Annotated in this window: 15 protein-coding genes and 2 tRNA genes; 4 read left to right on the plus strand and 13 right to left on the minus strand. The window is 50.6% G+C overall.

The window, feature by feature from the left end; all coding sequences use genetic code 11:
• Window position 1 precedes the first annotated feature (1 nt).
• The 4 genes from ACTHSX_RS05085 to ACTHSX_RS05100 form a co-directional block, all read right to left on the minus strand.
• Window positions 2-898 carry a segregation and condensation protein A gene (locus tag ACTHSX_RS05085; RefSeq protein ID WP_440376965.1) on the minus strand — a complete coding sequence of 299 codons (897 nt, stop codon included), beginning with the start codon at window positions 896-898 and terminating at the stop codon, window positions 2-4.
• Between the two features lie 92 nt (window positions 899-990).
• The gene (locus ACTHSX_RS05090) at window positions 991-1,452 is read right to left on the minus strand and encodes a hypothetical protein (protein ID WP_440376964.1); all 462 of its coding nucleotides are present in this window, start codon (window positions 1,450-1,452) and stop codon (window positions 991-993) included.
• Window positions 1,453-1,503: 51 nt separating this feature from the next.
• On the minus strand, window positions 1,504-1,977 hold the full coding sequence (locus ACTHSX_RS05095; protein WP_440376963.1) for a hypothetical protein: 474 nt from the start codon (window positions 1,975-1,977) through the stop codon (window positions 1,504-1,506).
• Between the two features lies 1 nt (window position 1,978).
• Window positions 1,979-2,755: a tRNA threonylcarbamoyladenosine dehydratase gene (locus tag ACTHSX_RS05100; protein ID WP_440376962.1), complete on the minus strand. Its 777-nt coding sequence runs from the start codon at window positions 2,753-2,755 to the stop codon at window positions 1,979-1,981.
• Between the two features lie 186 nt (window positions 2,756-2,941).
• Here ACTHSX_RS05100 and ACTHSX_RS05105 point away from each other — a divergent pair, with 186 nt between their 5' ends.
• Window positions 2,942-3,406: a universal stress protein gene (locus ACTHSX_RS05105; protein ID WP_003680896.1), complete on the plus strand. Its 465-nt coding sequence runs from the start codon at window positions 2,942-2,944 to the stop codon at window positions 3,404-3,406.
• A gap of 79 nt (window positions 3,407-3,485) precedes the next feature.
• Here the strand turns inward: ACTHSX_RS05105 and hemL are convergent, their stop codons facing one another.
• The gene (gene hemL, locus ACTHSX_RS05110) at window positions 3,486-4,769 is read right to left on the minus strand and encodes a glutamate-1-semialdehyde 2,1-aminomutase (protein ID WP_440376961.1); all 1,284 of its coding nucleotides are present in this window, start codon (window positions 4,767-4,769) and stop codon (window positions 3,486-3,488) included.
• A 198-nt stretch (window positions 4,770-4,967) separates the two neighbouring features.
• On the opposite strand from hemL, the gene ACTHSX_RS05115 reads away from it, so the two are divergent.
• From ACTHSX_RS05115 to ACTHSX_RS05125, 3 genes are all read left to right on the plus strand, one after another.
• Window positions 4,968-5,363 carry a hypothetical protein gene (locus tag ACTHSX_RS05115; RefSeq protein ID WP_049333912.1) on the plus strand — a complete coding sequence of 132 codons (396 nt, stop codon included), beginning with the start codon at window positions 4,968-4,970 and terminating at the stop codon, window positions 5,361-5,363.
• 73 nt (window positions 5,364-5,436) lie between these two features.
• Complete coding sequence (gene miaB, locus ACTHSX_RS05120; RefSeq protein ID WP_036492978.1) at window positions 5,437-6,759, plus strand: tRNA (N6-isopentenyl adenosine(37)-C2)-methylthiotransferase MiaB; 1,323 nt, start codon at window positions 5,437-5,439, stop codon at window positions 6,757-6,759.
• A gap of 229 nt (window positions 6,760-6,988) precedes the next feature.
• Window positions 6,989-8,299 carry an NCS2 family permease gene (locus ACTHSX_RS05125; protein ID WP_440376960.1) on the plus strand — a complete coding sequence of 437 codons (1,311 nt, stop codon included), beginning with the start codon at window positions 6,989-6,991 and terminating at the stop codon, window positions 8,297-8,299.
• An 83-nt stretch (window positions 8,300-8,382) separates the two neighbouring features.
• On the opposite strand, the gene ACTHSX_RS05130 is transcribed toward ACTHSX_RS05125, so the two are convergent.
• From ACTHSX_RS05130 to ACTHSX_RS05165, 8 genes are all read right to left on the minus strand, one after another.
• A complete protein-coding gene (locus ACTHSX_RS05130) occupies window positions 8,383-8,928 on the minus strand; it encodes a hypothetical protein (RefSeq protein WP_440376959.1) in 546 nt (181 codons plus the stop codon).
• Between the two features lie 393 nt (window positions 8,929-9,321).
• A tRNA-Glu gene (locus tag ACTHSX_RS05135) sits at window positions 9,322-9,396 on the minus strand.
• A 12-nt stretch (window positions 9,397-9,408) separates the two neighbouring features.
• Window positions 9,409-9,485, minus strand: a tRNA-Arg gene (locus ACTHSX_RS05140).
• A gap of 133 nt (window positions 9,486-9,618) precedes the next feature.
• On the minus strand, window positions 9,619-10,977 hold the full coding sequence (locus tag ACTHSX_RS05145) for a deoxyguanosinetriphosphate triphosphohydrolase (RefSeq protein ID WP_049336415.1): 1,359 nt from the start codon (window positions 10,975-10,977) through the stop codon (window positions 9,619-9,621).
• Between the two features lie 56 nt (window positions 10,978-11,033).
• Entirely contained in the window at window positions 11,034-12,293 is a 1,260-nt protein-coding gene (gene rho / locus ACTHSX_RS05150; RefSeq protein WP_003680905.1) for a transcription termination factor Rho, read from the minus strand.
• 244 nt (window positions 12,294-12,537) lie between these two features.
• Complete coding sequence (locus tag ACTHSX_RS05155) at window positions 12,538-13,440, minus strand: DMT family transporter (protein ID WP_440376958.1); 903 nt, start codon at window positions 13,438-13,440, stop codon at window positions 12,538-12,540.
• Window positions 13,441-13,523: 83 nt separating this feature from the next.
• Window positions 13,524-15,212: a glutamine--tRNA ligase/YqeY domain fusion protein gene (locus tag ACTHSX_RS05160; RefSeq protein ID WP_440376957.1), complete on the minus strand. Its 1,689-nt coding sequence runs from the start codon at window positions 15,210-15,212 to the stop codon at window positions 13,524-13,526.
• A 105-nt stretch (window positions 15,213-15,317) separates the two neighbouring features.
• Window positions 15,318-16,097 carry a DeoR/GlpR family DNA-binding transcription regulator gene (locus tag ACTHSX_RS05165; protein WP_440376956.1) on the minus strand — a complete coding sequence of 260 codons (780 nt, stop codon included), beginning with the start codon at window positions 16,095-16,097 and terminating at the stop codon, window positions 15,318-15,320.
• Between the last annotated feature and the right edge of the window lie 8 nt (window positions 16,098-16,105).

The following is a 16,105-nucleotide window of genomic DNA, read 5'->3' on the forward strand; positions in this document are numbered from 1 at the left end:
TTTAGTTCTCTTTATTCAAATTCTCGTTATCGGTTTCATCGGTTTCAAGGCCGTCTGAAAGCATTTTGGCTTCATTTGTTTCCAAACCGTCTTTCAGGCTGATTTCAATTTCCCCATAATTTTCAGGCTGCACGATACGCACTAAGCCTTCTTTAGCCAATTCCAGCAATGCAATAAAATTGACCACTACATATGTCGCGCCCTGCTCCGGCTTAAACAAATCGCTAAACTTGCTGATACCACTTTCGTTCAAGCGACGCAAAATCGCCGTCATCTGCGCGCGCACGGAAATGGTTTCCCGCACCACTTCATGACTGCGTGTATGCTTGGCACGCGACAAAATACCCAACCAAGCCTGCGTCAAATCAGCAACGTACACTTCCGGCAACTTCGCTTCGATCGCAATTTCCAACGGCAAATACGCCCAAGTAAAATCACGCCCAGCACGCGGCAATGCGTCCAAACCCTGAGCCGCCAGTTTCATCTGTTCGTAAGCCAAAAGACGGCGCACCAACTCAGCACGCGGATCCGCCTCTTCATCCTCAACTTCTTCAGGACGCGGCAGAAGCAGGCGCGATTTAATTTCAATCAACATCGCCGCCATCAGCAGGTATTCCGCCGCCAAATCAAACTGATACGCTTCCATTTGGGCAATATAGTGCAGATACTGCTCGGTAATCTTCACCATCGGAATATCGAGGACATCGATATTTTGCTTGCGGATAAGGTACAGCAGTAAATCCAACGGCCCTTGGAAGCTGCTCAATACCACCTTCAACGCATCAGGCGGAATAAACAAATCCTGCGGCACATCGGTGACAGGCTGACCGAACACCCACGCAACGGTATGTTCAGACGGCGTTGCGGCAGTGGAAGAAATAAGGTGTTCTGAAGGCATGGTTAAAGGGTCTTTTTCTTTTTAAGTTTAGTAAGAAGTTTCATCAACAAAAGGCCGTCTGAAATGAGGACAGCCCGTTTTTAATATAAAAATCAACGTTTTTTACGATTGATTTGCAAAGAAACAATGGCAACGGCAAAGGTCTGGGCCAAGGCCATCCCCAACAGCGGCAGGCTGGCAAAAACTGTACCCGTCAGTACCGAGCCAATATCTCGGGACAACACAAAACCATCCCTCGCAAGCATCGCCACGATCAAAGCCAACAGCAACAAACTTTCGCAGCCGACCAAAAACCAAATCATTTTAACCGAACGGCGTTTGCGCCATTTCATAATACCGGCGTGCAAAAGGCTAAATATCACAATAGACAGAAACGGATAAAGAAAAGTGGTGAGTGGGCGGTCATAACCGCTTTGCACACACAAATAATCGCCCGGCAGCGTATTGCATTCCATCACATCGAGAAACATCGGATCGACAGCATACATCAACACGCCGAACCATACCGCATAAATCAGACTAGCAATAAAGTAGGCTTTAAAAAATCGGCTCATAGGCAAAAAAGGTCGTCTGAAAAAATAAATTTCAAAAGGCTTAAACCCACATCAAATTTTCTGATTGGCATTTGCAGAAGAGTCCAACACACTCAGGGCTTGAACTGCTGCCATGCCATAAACAGGCAATCCAAAAAAAATGACTCCCGTTATTGCCGTCCAACTACTATCCAGACTACTCCACTCCCACAGTAAAAAAACAAACCAAACAATCCACCATTCGATGATAGGCAAGGCAAGAGTCGTTAAAGTTGTACAGCGTTTGGTCCACTTCATAATGCCGGCATTGAGTAGGGACAATAACATTACAGATAAAAACGGAAAGAAGAAAAACTCCAAAGATGCTTTCTCAAAAGCCGACATTTCATGAGCTCGTGAACAATACTGTAGACGCTGTTCATTTTCAGGGTCAATATCAAAACAATCGAATCCTGTAAGCAGCAAATCGACACCGTACATCAACAAACCAAAGACAATTGCATAAATCAGACTACTGATAAAGTAGGCTTTAAAAAATCGATTCATCTCACTTCCGTCCCGCAATATGCTCCACCGCCGCCTGCGCACAATACAATCCAAACGAAGCCGTCACCAGCATACTCGCGCCGTAGCCCGCGCAGGACAAACCTTGCGGCGCGGCATCGGTCGAACACGCTTCGCCGGATTGTGGCGGCGTAATATTCTCGGTTGAATAGACGCAAGGCACGCGCATTTTTTCTTTGGTATCGCGGCTGAAGCCGTAGCGTTTGCGCAAGGTGTAGCGCAAATTGGAAAGCAGAGGATCGTGGGTAACGCGGCTCAAATCGGCGGTTTGAATCAAAGCCGGATTTTTCTGTCCGCCCGCGCCGCCGCTGATAATAAACGGTTGTTTATGTTGCACGAAATACGCCGCCATCGCCGCTTTGACACGGATTTGATCAATGGCGTCAATGACAAAGTCAAAAGGCCGTCTAAAAAGCTCGTCCAGATTGTCTTCGGTAACAAAATCTTCAATTTCCGTCACTTCGCATTGCGGATTGATTTGGGCGATGCGTTCGCGCAAAGCGGTAACTTTTGCCTTACCGAAATCATCGGTCAAAGCGTGCAATTGGCGATTGACATTGGACTCGGCAACGTTGTCCAAATCAATCAGCGTTAAACGACCGATACCGCTCCTCGCCAAAGCTTCCACCGCCCACGAGCCGACGCCGCCGACACCGACCACGCATACATGCGCACATGAAAAGCGCGCCAGTGCTTCGTCTCCGTAAAGTCTGGCAATGCCGCCAAAGCGGCGCGAAGAAAGAAAAGCGGCGTCCTGCATAAGTAACCTTGTGATATATCAATAAATTAATGAAAAACGCCACAGGCGAATCGGACCGATATTATACTTGAAAGCAGATGGGCTGTTGTACCCGCCCGAAAGAGTTTATAATCGTTTCACATTCAGACAAGTTCTGATTTCATATTAAACGAAAGTGCCGCTACTCGGCGCAAAAGGAGAATAAATATGTACAAACATCTGGTTGTAGCCGTTGACGGTAGCGAGACTTCCCTCAATGCATTGAAACACGCCGCCGAACTGGCAAGCCTCAACAAAGCCCAACTGACTTTGGTTCACGTTGCCAACCCTGCCGAATACATGGCTTTGGCTCCTGAATTCCTGCAACACGAAAGCTATGAAGCCGCCGCAGTGGCTCAAGGTAACGAAGTTTTGGATTTCGCAGAAAAAACAGCGCGTGAAAGCGGCGTTGAAAACATCGTGAAACACCTGTTGGTTGCCAACAAAGGTGCGCGCGAAATGGCGCAAGACTTGGTTGACTACGCCGACAACAACGGCGCAGACCTGCTGGTACTCGGCACACACGGCCGCACCGGCCTGATGCACCTGCTGATGGGCAGCTTCGCCGAGACCGTCATGCGTCAAAGCCACCTGCCTCTGCTGATTATCCGCAGCAAAGCCGAAGAAGCATAATCAAGCATTGATTTAAAATAGCGAAAGGCCGTCTGAATATTTTTCAGACGGCCTTTTTTTCACATGACAGCTTCAGCTTTTATTTCGCCATTTCTTTGAACACTTCGTGTGCCACAGCAATGGTTTCGTCAATCAGCTCAGGCGTATGCGTGGCGGAAACAAAACCGGCTTCGTAAGCTGACGGGCCGAATGCGACATTGCGGTCGAGCATACCGTGGAAGAAATGTTTGAAACCGTCGATATTGGAACGCGCCATGTCGGCATAGTTTTGCGGCGTATGGCTGGCAAAATACAAACCAAACATGCCACCCACGCTGTCCGCCGTAAATTCAACGCCATGTGCTTTAGCCGCATCGGCAATACCGTTGGCAAGGCGTTGGGTCAAGGCAGTCAGGTTTTCATAGAAGCCTTCGCGCTGAATGATTTCCAGCGTTTTCAAACCGGCGGCAACCGCAATCGGATTGCCGGACAATGTACCTGCCTGATACACGCCGCCCAATGGGGAAATACATTCCATAATGTCTTTACGGCCACCGAACGCCGCCAAAGGCATACCGCCGCCGATCACTTTGCCCATGGTGGTCAAATCAGGCTTGATGCCGTGCAAAGATTGCGCACCGCCCAGCGCCACGCGGAAGCCGGTCATCACTTCGTCGTAAATCAACACGGCACCGTGTTTTTCAGTCAATTCGCGCAAGGCTTTGACAAAGGCTTCAGACGGCCTAACCAGATTCATATTGCCGACAAAAGGCTCCAAAATCACACAGGCAATGTCATTACCGCTTTGAGCAAAGGCTTCTTCCAGTTGGGCGATATTGTTGTACTCGAGTACCAAAGTATGTTTGGTAAAATCGGCAGGCACACCGGCGGAAGAAGGATTGCCAAACGTCAACAGGCCGCTGCCTGCTTTCACCAACAGGCTGTCGGAATGGCCGTGGTAGCAGCCTTCAAACTTGATGATTTTGTCGCGGCCGGTAAAACCGCGTGCCAGACGGATGGCGGTCATCGTTGCTTCCGTGCCGGAGCTGACAAGGCGCAGCTGCTCGACGGACGGCATGATTTTGGCGATTTCTTCGGCAATGACAATTTCGCCTTCAGTTGGCGCACCAAACGACAAACCGCCCAATGCTGCTTCGCGCACGGCTTCAATGACTTCGGGATGGGCATGGCCGACAATCGCGGGGCCCCAAGAGCCGACATAGTCGGTATAACGCGTGCCGTTTTCATCCCAAACATACGCGCCTTCTGCCTTTTTGATAAAGCGCGGCACGCCGCCGACGCTGCCGAATGCGCGCACAGGAGAGTTTACGCCGCCGGGAATAATGGCTTTGGCGCGGTTGAACAAGCTTTCATTACGGTTCATGGTCAATTCTTTCGTAAGAGGTCGTCTGAAAATCAAATCGGAGCCATTTTAACACCAAATCCTTTTCAGACGGCCCAAGCTTCAAAATAAGAATCGGGAGCAAAATCAAAATTATTCTTTAAAAACAAACACTCTATCCACATTTTTCCTGCTTGTGCTATAATCCGCGACCTATTGAAACAATAAAAGAAAAGCATCATGTTACGCGGATTCATACTCAGCCTCGCCCTTTTGGCGTCCTCCCTCGTCCATGCACAACGCAGCCTGCCTGATGATATGGACGTGGCCGTTTTAAAAACTGTCGATCTGCCTTATCTGAAAGTCAGCAAAGGTGGTTTTTCTTGGACGCGCCTGCTGACCTTGGGCATTGTGGACGGCAATGCGGCCAAACTGCAAATCACCCGCTTCACCAAAATCCACGATGAAAACGATCGTTTCATCCCCATGGGCCGCCTGCTGAACCAAACCGGCAAAGCCGTCGCGTTCAAATACAACGAAGAAAGCCGCCTCGTCCGCGAAATCTGGATTTTGACCGACGCCGAAGCCGACAGGTTCATCGAACACGCCAAAAAGCAGAAAAAGGCGGAAGAATAATTTTTCAGACGGCCCGAATATTTCACAGGCCGTCTGAACCCTTTTACAACAAGCAAATCAATCAAAACAAACCATGAAAAAAGTATTTATCCGCACCTTCGGGTGCCAAATGAACGAATACGACAGCGAAAAAATGCTGTCCGTCCTCGCCGAAGAACACGGCGGCATCGAGCAGGTTACCCAACCTGACGACGCCGACATCATCTTGTTCAACACCTGCTCCGTGCGTGAAAAAGCGCAAGAGAAAGTCTTCTCCGACTTAGGCCGCGTACGTCCGCTCAAAGAAAAAAATCCCGACCTCATCATCGGCGTTGCCGGCTGCGTTGCCTCTCAAGAAGGCGAAAATATCGTCAAACGCGCTCCGTATGTGGACGTGGTTTTCGGTCCGCAAACGCTGCACCGCCTGCCCAAACTCATCGTCGACAAAGAAACCACCGGCCTGTCTCAAATCGACATTTCCTTCCCAGAAATCGAGAAATTCGACCACCTGCCGCCTGCGCGCGTAGAAGGCGGTTCGGCATTCATTTCCATTATGGAAGGCTGCTCCAAATACTGCTCTTACTGCGTCGTCCCTTACACCCGCGGCGAAGAATTCTCCCGCCCACTTAACGACGTATTGACTGAAATTGCCGGTTTGGCGCAACAAGGCGTTAAAGAAATCAACCTCTTAGGCCAAAACGTCAATGCCTATCGCGGTGAAATGGAAAACGGCGAAATCTGCGACTTTGCCACCTTGTTGCGCATCGTCCACGAAATCCCCGGCATCGAACGCCTGCGCTTTACCACCAGCCATCCGCGCGAATTTACCGACGCGATTATCGAGTGCTACCGCGACCTGCCGAAGCTGGTTTCCCACCTGCACCTGCCGATTCAAAGCGGTTCCGACCGCGTATTAAGCGCGATGAAACGCGGCTACACCGCCTTGGAATACAAATCCATCATCCGCAAACTGCGTGCCATCCGTCCTGATTTGTGCCTCAGCTCCGACTTTATCGTCGGCTTCCCGGGCGAGACCGAGCGCGAGTTCGAGCAAACCTTGAAATTGGTCAAAGACATTGCCTTCGACTTGAGCTTCGTCTTTATTTACAGTCCACGCCCTGGCACGCCTGCCGCCAACCTGCACGACGACACGCCGCACGAAGAAAAAGTGCGCCGCCTCGAAGCTTTGAACGAAGTCATCGAAGCCGAAACCGCGCGCATCAACCAAACCATGGTCGGCACGGTTCAACGCTGCTTGGTTGAAGGCATCTCCAAAAAAGACCCTGACCAACTGCAAGCCCGTACCGCCAACAACCGCGTGGTCAACTTTACCGGCACACCCGACATGATCAACCAAATGATCGATTTGGAAATCACCGAAGCCTACACCTTCTCCCTGAAAGGCAAACCGGTATAAGCACACACAAACAAAGGCCGTCTGAAACTGTTCAGACGGCCTTTATCTTGGTTCGGCCCGGCATTATCTGATTCATGTATTTTTATTACCCGAACAAAAGGCTTTTCAGTATAATACCGCCCGAAAATTCCCTTATCTGTTGAGAAGTTAAGGCCAAAAACCAAACTTTTTGCAGACCAATCCGACGATGCCGTCCCGCAAGCGGCTTTCCCAAAAGGAATATTTTTAAATGAGTTCTTCAAATCAAAGCGTTTTGGAACGATTGTTCAACCTGAGTGCCAATCAGACCAACGTCCGCACTGAAATCATGGCCGGTTTGACCACCTTCCTCGCCATGTGTTACATCATCATCGTCAACCCCCTGATTTTGGGCGAAACCGGCATGGATATGGGCGCAGTATTTGTGGCCACCTGTATCGCCTCCGCCATCGGCTGTTTCGTGATGGGCTTTGTCGGCAACTACCCGATCGCCCTAGCTCCGGGCATGGGTTTGAACGCCTACTTTACCTTTGCCGTCGTCAAAGGCATAGGCGTGGACTGGCGTGTGGCTTTGGGTGCCGTCTTCATCTCCGGCATTATTTTCATCCTGTTCAGCTTCTTTAAAGTGCGTGAAATGCTGGTCAACGCCCTGCCTATGGGTTTGAAAATGTCGATTGCCGCAGGCATCGGCCTCTTCTTGGCATTGATTGCGCTCAAAGGCGCAGGCGTGATTGTGGCCAATCCTGCCACATTGGTCGGCTTGGGTGACATCCACCAGCCTACCGCCCTGCTGGCAATGGCTGGCTTTGTCATGGTGGTTGCACTTGGCCACTTCCGCGTTAAAGGCTCCATCATCATTACCATTCTGACGCTGACCGCTATCTCCACCATCTTGGGCTTGAGCGAGTTCAAAGGCGTGGTCGGCGAAGTTCCGAGCATTGCGCCAACCTTCATGCAGATGGACTTCAAAGGCTTGTTTACCGTCAGCATGGTCAGCGTGATTTTTGTATTCTTCCTGGTTGACCTGTTTGACTCTACCGGCACATTGGTCGGCGTTTCCCACCGCGCAGGCCTGTTGCAAGACGGCAAACTGCCGCGTTTGAAACGCGCCCTGCTTGCCGACTCTACCGCCATTATCGCAGGCGCCGCCTTGGGTACTTCTTCTACTACCCCTTACGTTGAAAGCGCGGCAGGCGTTTCTGCCGGCGGCCGTACCGGCCTGACTGCCGTCACCGTCGGCGTACTGATGCTGGCCTGTCTGATTTTCTCCCCGCTGGTTCAAAGCATTCCTGCATTCGCTACCGCACCCGCCCTGCTCTATGTTGGCGCGCAAATGTTGCGCAGCGCGCGCGAAATCGATTGGGACGACATGACCGAAGCCGCACCGGCATTCCTGACCATCGTCTTCATGCCGTTTACCTACTCGATTGCCGACGGTATTGCGTTCGGCTTTATCAGCTACACACTCATCAAACTCTTGTGCAACCGCACCCAAGACGTACCGCCTATGGTATGGATTGTCGCCGTATTGTGGGCATTGAAATTCTGGTTCTTGGGTTAAACCGTTCAAAAGAACAGGCCGTCTGAAAACTTTTCAGACGGCCTGTTTTATTTTACCCAGCGTTTAAAGCTGTTGGTAAAAAATTATTTTTTCGCTTTTTTAGCAGCAGCTTTCGCGCCTTTGTCCAGTGCGCAGAAGCGGGTAACGATTTGATCAACTACTTCTTGTTTACCGTTTACTTCGGTAGTACCGCGGATAGTCAGCATGTTGCCGTCAACTTTGTCTACGTTGGCTGCAGTGGCTGCCTCAGCAACCCAAGCGACATTGCCGCCCCAGAATGCGTTTACATCTTTGCTGCTGTCAGTGATACGGAACAGGTTTTCAGTTAATTGACCTTTGTATTTTACTTGTGCAGCAACAACTTCGTTGCCTTTGAAGCCGTACATTACGCTCAGAGGCTCTTTGCCGTCTTTACCGCATTTGTAGTGAACTTCTTTAGTACCGTCGATAGAGTCTACTTTCAAAGTATTAGGTACTGGAGCTTGAGCTTGTTGAGCCTGAGCTTGAGTTTGTTGTTGCGCAGTAGGCGCAGCTTTGGCTTCAGGTTTGGCTTTAGAACCGCTGCTACATGCAGTCAGGGCAACAGCCGCCAAAACAGCAGGAACGATTAATTTAACATTCATATTCATAATTGACTCCCAAATGGTTTCAATAAAAAACCGGCAAACGCCGGCTGACATTTACACATTAACAGAGATATTCTGTCTTGTCTTTATTTCAGACGGCATTTTTTAAGAAAAGTTCAAATAAATATTTTTATAATATAAAATCAAATAATTATAAATATGAAATCATGTAAATTCAGGTTTGGGAATTTTTAAGATGAATACTATTGTCAATAAATTGAGTTTTGGCAATGGTAAAATAAGATTGAAAAGCGCATATAGACGACCAAAAGTCTGGGCAATTATTTTACACACTTCTGTCTCTTGACTTGCTGAGCGTTTCAGACGACCTTAGAATACAAACAGTAAATGCAATAAAAAAACGCAATCTGAAACAGATTGCGTTTTTTTGAAAACTGGCACGCCCACGGGGAATCGAACCCCGGTTACCGCCGTGAAAGGGCGATGTCCTAACCGCTAGACGATGGGCGCGGATAAATCTTGTGGCGCACCCGGAGCGATTCGAACGCCCGACCCTCTGGTTCGTAGCCAGATACTCTATCCAACTGAGCTACGGGTGCATCCTCATCACTTCGCAAGTGCGTTGTGAATCAAGAAGACCGAATAATATAGGCTTTGCTGAAACCTGTCTACTCTTTTCACAGATATTTTTTTATATTTTTATTTAACCAATTGAAGTTAAACAATATAAAATTAACGCAAAATCCCTACTCCTGACAAATCCTGTGCCATTTTGGCGGCGGAGTTATCGGTCATGCCGCCGACAAAATCCAAAATCTTCATATAAGCCTGATACAGACTGTCTTCAGGAAGAATCGGATTGTGCTTTTTCAATAATTCCAACGCCAAAGACTGACGTGTTGCCAGCTGTTTTTCAGCAATCAGGGCATATGCGGCAGGGACAAGTAAATCCAAGATGGAGCCTAAACATGGGAACGTGGCGATCTCGGTCAAGAGCTTGGTGTGATGGCGGAAAATCCGTGTTTGCGCCAATTCTTTCGCTTTTGCCAAAGTGTTTTGCACTTGCGGGCTACACAGAGCAAGCAAGTCTTTGCCTTTGAATGTTCCGTCCAGTAAATCGGACTGATGCAGCATAAAGGTTTGTGCGACATCATCAATCGCCTTGCCAATCGCAATGCCGCGCAACATGGCGCAACGCTGGCGGCTGGAGCTGGCGTGCCATGCGCTTTCGGCAAAGGTCAGCTCGGACAAGATACTCTCCACTTCCGTATCCGTGAGCAAATCCAATTCGACGGCATCTTCCAAGTCCAGCAAGGCATAGCAAATATCGTCGGCGGCCTCCATCAAATAAGACAAAGGATGGCGCGCCCAGCTGTCTACTCCTGCGGAAACCAGCCCCAATTCGTCGGCAACTTGACGGATAAACGGCAACTCGGTTTGATAAATATTGAATTTCTTTCTGCCGTTTGGATGTTGCGTTGTCCACGGATACTTCAGCAATGCGCCGATGGCTGCCGCAGTCAGGCGCATTCCGCCCGCCTCCGGATACATTTCAAGGCTGGCGACGATACGCAGGCTATGCGCATTGCCTTCATAAGTTTGAATATCGTTGCGTTCCGCTTCGTTTAATGTGTTCAGATAAATTTGATGTTCAGGCCGTCTGAACCAATCGCGCAAAGCATCTTCGCCGGTATGGCCAAACGGCGGATTGCCCAAATCATGTGCCAAACAGGCAACCTGCACCACGGCACCAATATCGCTGGGCGTATTACCCTGCGGCAGAAAACCGCCGTTGTGCAACATCACGCCCACGCGGTTGCCCAAGCTCCTGCCCACGCTGGCAACTTCAACGCTGTGCGTCAGACGGTTGTGCGTCAAGTCATGTTGCGCCAACGGATGCACCTGCGTTTTACGGCCAAGGCGGCGGAAGGCTCCGGAAAAAACAACCCGGTCGTAGTCGATGTGAAAATCCGTACGCAAAGCATCGGCACCTTCCTGAGTCGATGGGGTAACGGTCGGCACGATTTCGCCGTTTTTGGTACGAAAGCGTTGGGTGGACAATAAGTTTTGCCAATTCATTCGGATGGTCATAAAGGTTCCTCAAGCAAAGTAAAGGCCGTCTGAAACATATTCAGACGGCCTTATGCTTATTTACCGCGCATCAATTCAAAGAAATCGTCGTTATTTTTAGAGTCTTTGAGTTTACCCACCAAAAACTCGGTTGCTTCGATTTCGTCCATAGGATGCAGGAATTTGCGCAAGAGCCACATACGTTGCAACTGATCGTTCGGCACCAGCAATTCTTCGCGGCGCGTACCGGATTTGTTGATACTGATGGCCGGGAACAGGCGTTTTTCTGCCATACGGCGGTCAAGGTGCAATTCCATATTGCCCGTGCCTTTGAATTCTTCGTAAATCACGTCGTCCATGCGGCTGCCGGTTTCAACAAGCGCCGTCGCAATAATGGTAAGCGAACCGCCCTCTTCCACATTGCGCGCTGCGCCGAAGAAGCGTTTCGGACGGTGCAAAGCGTTGGCATCGACACCGCCGGTCAGAATTTTGCCCGAAGTCGGCACGACGGTATTGTAGGCGCGCGCCAAACGGGTAATCGAATCCAGCAGAATCACCACGTCTTTTTTGTGTTCAACCATGCGTTTGGCTTTTTCAATCACCATCTCGGCCACTTGTACATGGCGTTGCGCCGGCTCGTCAAACGTAGAGGAAACCACTTCGCCGCGTACAGAACGGCTCATTTCGGTTACTTCTTCCGGACGCTCGTCAATCAACAGGACAATCAGCTCGACATCGGGATAATTGGCGGTAATCGCATGGGCAATGTTTTGCAACATCACGGTTTTACCGGTTTTAGGCGGCGCAACCAACAATGCACGTTGGCCTTTACCGATTGGGGAAACCAAGTCGATGGCGCGGCCGGTCAGATTCTCTTCGGCTTTGATGTCGCGCTCGAGTTTGAATTGTTCGGTTGGGAATAAAGGCGTGAGGTTTTCAAAAAGGATTTTGTGTTTGCAGACTTCGGGCTGATCGCCGTTGATGGTATCGAGGCGGACAAGCGCGAAATAACGCTCATTGTCTTTAGGCACGCGTACGCTGCCTTCGATGGTGTCGCCGGTATGCAGATTGAAGCGACGGATTTGCGTGGGCGAAACATAAATATCGTCAGGGCCGGCAAGGTAAGAAGTATCCGCGCTGCGCAAGAAACCGAAGCCGTCAGGCAGGATTTCAAGTGTACCGGAGCAGGTGAAGCTAACATTCTGCTTCATCATCTGGCGGACGATGGCAAAAACGAGGTCTTGTTTGCGGAAACGGTTGGCGTTTTCAATGCCATGTTCTTCTGCCATTTCCAAGAGTTTGGAAATGTGGAGGGTTTGGAGTTCTGAAACGTGCATAGTATTGATATATTTTGAATGGTATCAGAGAGATGGCACAAAGGCCGTCTGAAAGTATGAAATCGTACCGCAGGATACGGTAGATTTTTGAGAAAGTTGAATTTTAGGCAGTTGGAGGCAGGGTGTCAAATTTTTAAATCGAACACTGAGGCCGTGACTTGGTCTTATCCTTCAATAAGATTACGGCTGGAAGTAACGTGGCAACCGCAATCTTATTATCAAAAATCCGAGTATTTGCCCAACTTCAGACGGCCTTTTGCCCGTAGCGCATCAGCGTCATACCGCCAACCGCCGCCGCACAACCTGCGACCAGTGAAATATGCAGCGGTTCGCCCAAAAACCACGCCGAAGACAGTACACCGAAAATCGGCACGAGCGTAATATACGCCGCCGCGCTGCCTGCACCCAAAGTCTTCACGCCTTCAAAATACCACGCATAGGCCAATACCGTCGCACCGATAACCAGCCACGCCAAGGCCGTCCAGCCACGCCCATCCATTGCCGCTATTGCCTCAAACGGCAATCCGTCCGTCCACAACGCCACCATCGATAACATCAACGCGCCGATGAACGAAGTTGCCGTCGTTACCGTCAGCGCATCTATCCCGCGTAAAACCGCACGTCCGATTAAGGTATAAGCTGCCCAACAAACCACGCAGCCGAAAATCAGCCACTCTCCTGCCTTGATGCCACCGGATAACACTATCAACGGCTGCCCTTGCGTTACCACCATAATGGCGCCGCCGACCGCCAGCAGCATACCCGCCAAAATCTTCGCATTTAAACGCTCGCCGAAAAACCAAGTCGCCAACAGCAGCGTCAGCACGGGATTCAACGCCACGACCACCGCCGCCTTGCCTGCCGGCATAGTCTGCAAACCCAGCATAAAAAACACCGCATAGCCGCACACACCGACAGAAGCGGCCGCAGTCAAGCCCAGCCATTGCCGCGCCGACAAAGCCGCCAAAGTCGCAAACCTGCTGCGTGCAAACAACCAGCCCAACAACAAAACCGAAGCCAGCACAAACCGAACCGCCCCGCCCGTCAACGGCGGCAGCGACTGCCCCAGCATCCGCCCCATCGGCCAAGACGCACCCCACAACACCGCCATTCCCAGCAGTTTCAAATGTACAGAATAACGTTCCATCTCATCCCTTTTATCGACAAAGGCCGTCTGAAAACCGGATTTCACGTTTTCAGACGGCCTTCAATTTAACGACTGCAAACAGATTACTTAGGCTGCCAAGAATCTTTCAACGTCACCGTGCGGTTGAACACCGGAGTGTCTTTGCTGTGGTCTTTGCGGTCGGTGACGAAATAGCCGATGCGTTCAAACTGCCAACGGCTTTCTGCCGGCAGATCTTTTGCAACAGGTTCGGCGTAGGCGGTGATTTCCTTGATGGATTCTGGATTGAGGAAATCGGTGAACGGCAGGTAGTTGCCGTCTTCGCCGCGCACGGCATCGGGACGCTCGACAGTAAAGAGGCGGTCGTAGAGGCGGACTTTGATTTCGGCGGCGTGTTCGGCAGAAACCCAGTGAATCACGCCTTTGACTTTACGGCCTTCGGGGTTTTTACCCAAGGTATCGTGGTCGATGCTGCATTTGAGTTCAACCACATTGCCTGCCTCATCTTTGACTACTTCATCGCACTTGATGACATAGCCGTGGCGCAAACGCACTTCGCCGCCGGGAATCAGGCGTTTGAAGCCTTTAGGCGGATTCTCGGCGAAGTCGTCGGCTTCGATGTAGATGGTTTGTGAAATAGGTACTTCGCGATCGCCCATTTCCTCGTGGTTCGGATGGAACGCGGCACGGCGGCTTTGGGTTTTACCGGCTTCAAAGTTGGTCAGGGTTACTTTGAGCGGGTTCAAAACCGCCATCAGGCGTGGCGCAGAGTTTTCCAACTCTTCGCGAATCGCGCCTTCCAACACGCTCATGTCGACGATGTTTTCAGATTTGGAAATACCGGCGCGTTTGGCAAACAGGCGCAGGCCTTCGGGCGTGTAACCGCGGCGGCGCATGCCGGAAATGGTCGGCATACGCGGATCATCCCAGCCGGCAACGTGGCCGTCTGAAACCAGTTGGTTCAGCTTGCGTTTGGACGTGATGGAATACAAAAGCTCCAAACGGGAAAACTCGTATTGGCGCGGACGTGTGGCGTGCGGCGCGGGAATGTTGTCCAACACCCAGTCGTACAGCGGACGGTGGGCTTCAAATTCGAGTGTACACAAGGAATGCGTGATGCCTTCGATGGCATCGGAAATGCAATGTGTGTAGTCGTACATCGGATAGATGCACCATTTGTCGCCGGTGTTGTGGTGATGGGCGCGGCGGATGCGGTAGATGACCGGATCGCGCATATTGATGTTGCCTGCCTCCATGTCGATTTTCAGGCGCAGGGTTTTGCTACCGTCTGGAAATTCGCCGTTTTTCATGCGCGTGAACAGGTCGAGGTTTTCTTCGATACTGCGGTCGCGGTAAGGGCTGTTTTTGCCCGCTTCGGTCAGCGTACCGCGGTATTCACGCATTTCTTCTGGCGTCAAATCATCGACATACGCTTTGCCGTCTTTGATTAAACCGACGGCGTAGTCGTAAAGCTGGTCGAAATAGTTGGAAGCGAAACGCGGCTCGCCAGCCCAATGGAAACCGAGCCACTCAACGTCTTCTTTGATGGCGTTGACGTATTCGTCGTTTTCTTTTTCAGGGTTGGTATCGTCAAAACGCAGATTGCACAAGCCGTCGTAAATATACGCCAAACCGAAGTTCAGGCAGATGGATTTGGCGTGGCCGATGTGCAAGTAACCGTTCGGTTCAGGCGGGAAACGGGTTTGGATGGCTGTATGTTTACCGCTTTTGAGGTCTTCTTCGATGATGGTACGGATAAAATGGTTGTCCGCGAATTGGTCTTTATTCAACATAATATTTCTTTGATGGGAAAATGATTTTCTGTTTTCAGACGGCCTGAGCATTCAATCAGGCCGTCTGAAAGGAATGGAATGATGGCTCAATTGTACCCGACTTGGCTACTTTGATACAGGGTCGGCAACCTGCCACGCTACGCCGCGCTCGTTTAAAGTTTTCTGCATGGCGGCGGATGGTGTGCGGTCGGTAAACAGCTTATCGAATGCGCCGATATCGCCCAGTCTGACCAAGGCATTGCTGTTGAACTTGCTGTGATCGACGCCAAGATAGCGCACGCGGGCATTGTTTACCATCGCCTGCATGACGCTGACTTCCTTGTAATCGTCATCTAAAAGCGAGCCGTCGTTTTCTATGCCGTGGGTACTCATGATGGCATAGTCGACTTTGAATTGGTTGATGAAATCGACGGTCGCCACGCCAGTAATACCGCCATCCAAAGGGCGGACCACGCCGGAAGCGATGATGACCGTGTAGTCGGTACGCGCCGCAGTGATGGAGGCGGCGTAGATATTGTTGGTGATAATCCGCAGGTTTTTACGCTGTCTAACCAACTCGGCGGCAACGGCTTCCATGGTGGTGCCGATGCTGATAAACAGCGAGGCATTATCGGGAATGGTGGAAGCAATCAAACGGGCAATGGCGTTTTTTTCCTGCTGCTGATGGTTGCGCTGATCCTGCCCTGCCGTTACGACTGAAACGTCGCCCAAAGATGCGCCGCCATGATAGCGTTTAAGCTGTCCGGTCTCGCTTAACTCTTGCACATCGCGACGTATGGTTTGCGGCGTCACATCCAAATTCGCCGCCAATTCTTCCACCGTCATAAAGTTATGTTCGCGGACAAGGGTGAGGATATGTTCGTGTCTTTGGATTTTGGGTTTCATGGCGTTTC

The sequence above is a fragment of the Neisseria sp. P0014.S002 genome (assembly GCF_051958295.1).
Taxonomy (GTDB): Bacteria; Pseudomonadota; Gammaproteobacteria; order Burkholderiales; family Neisseriaceae; genus Neisseria; species Neisseria flavescens_B.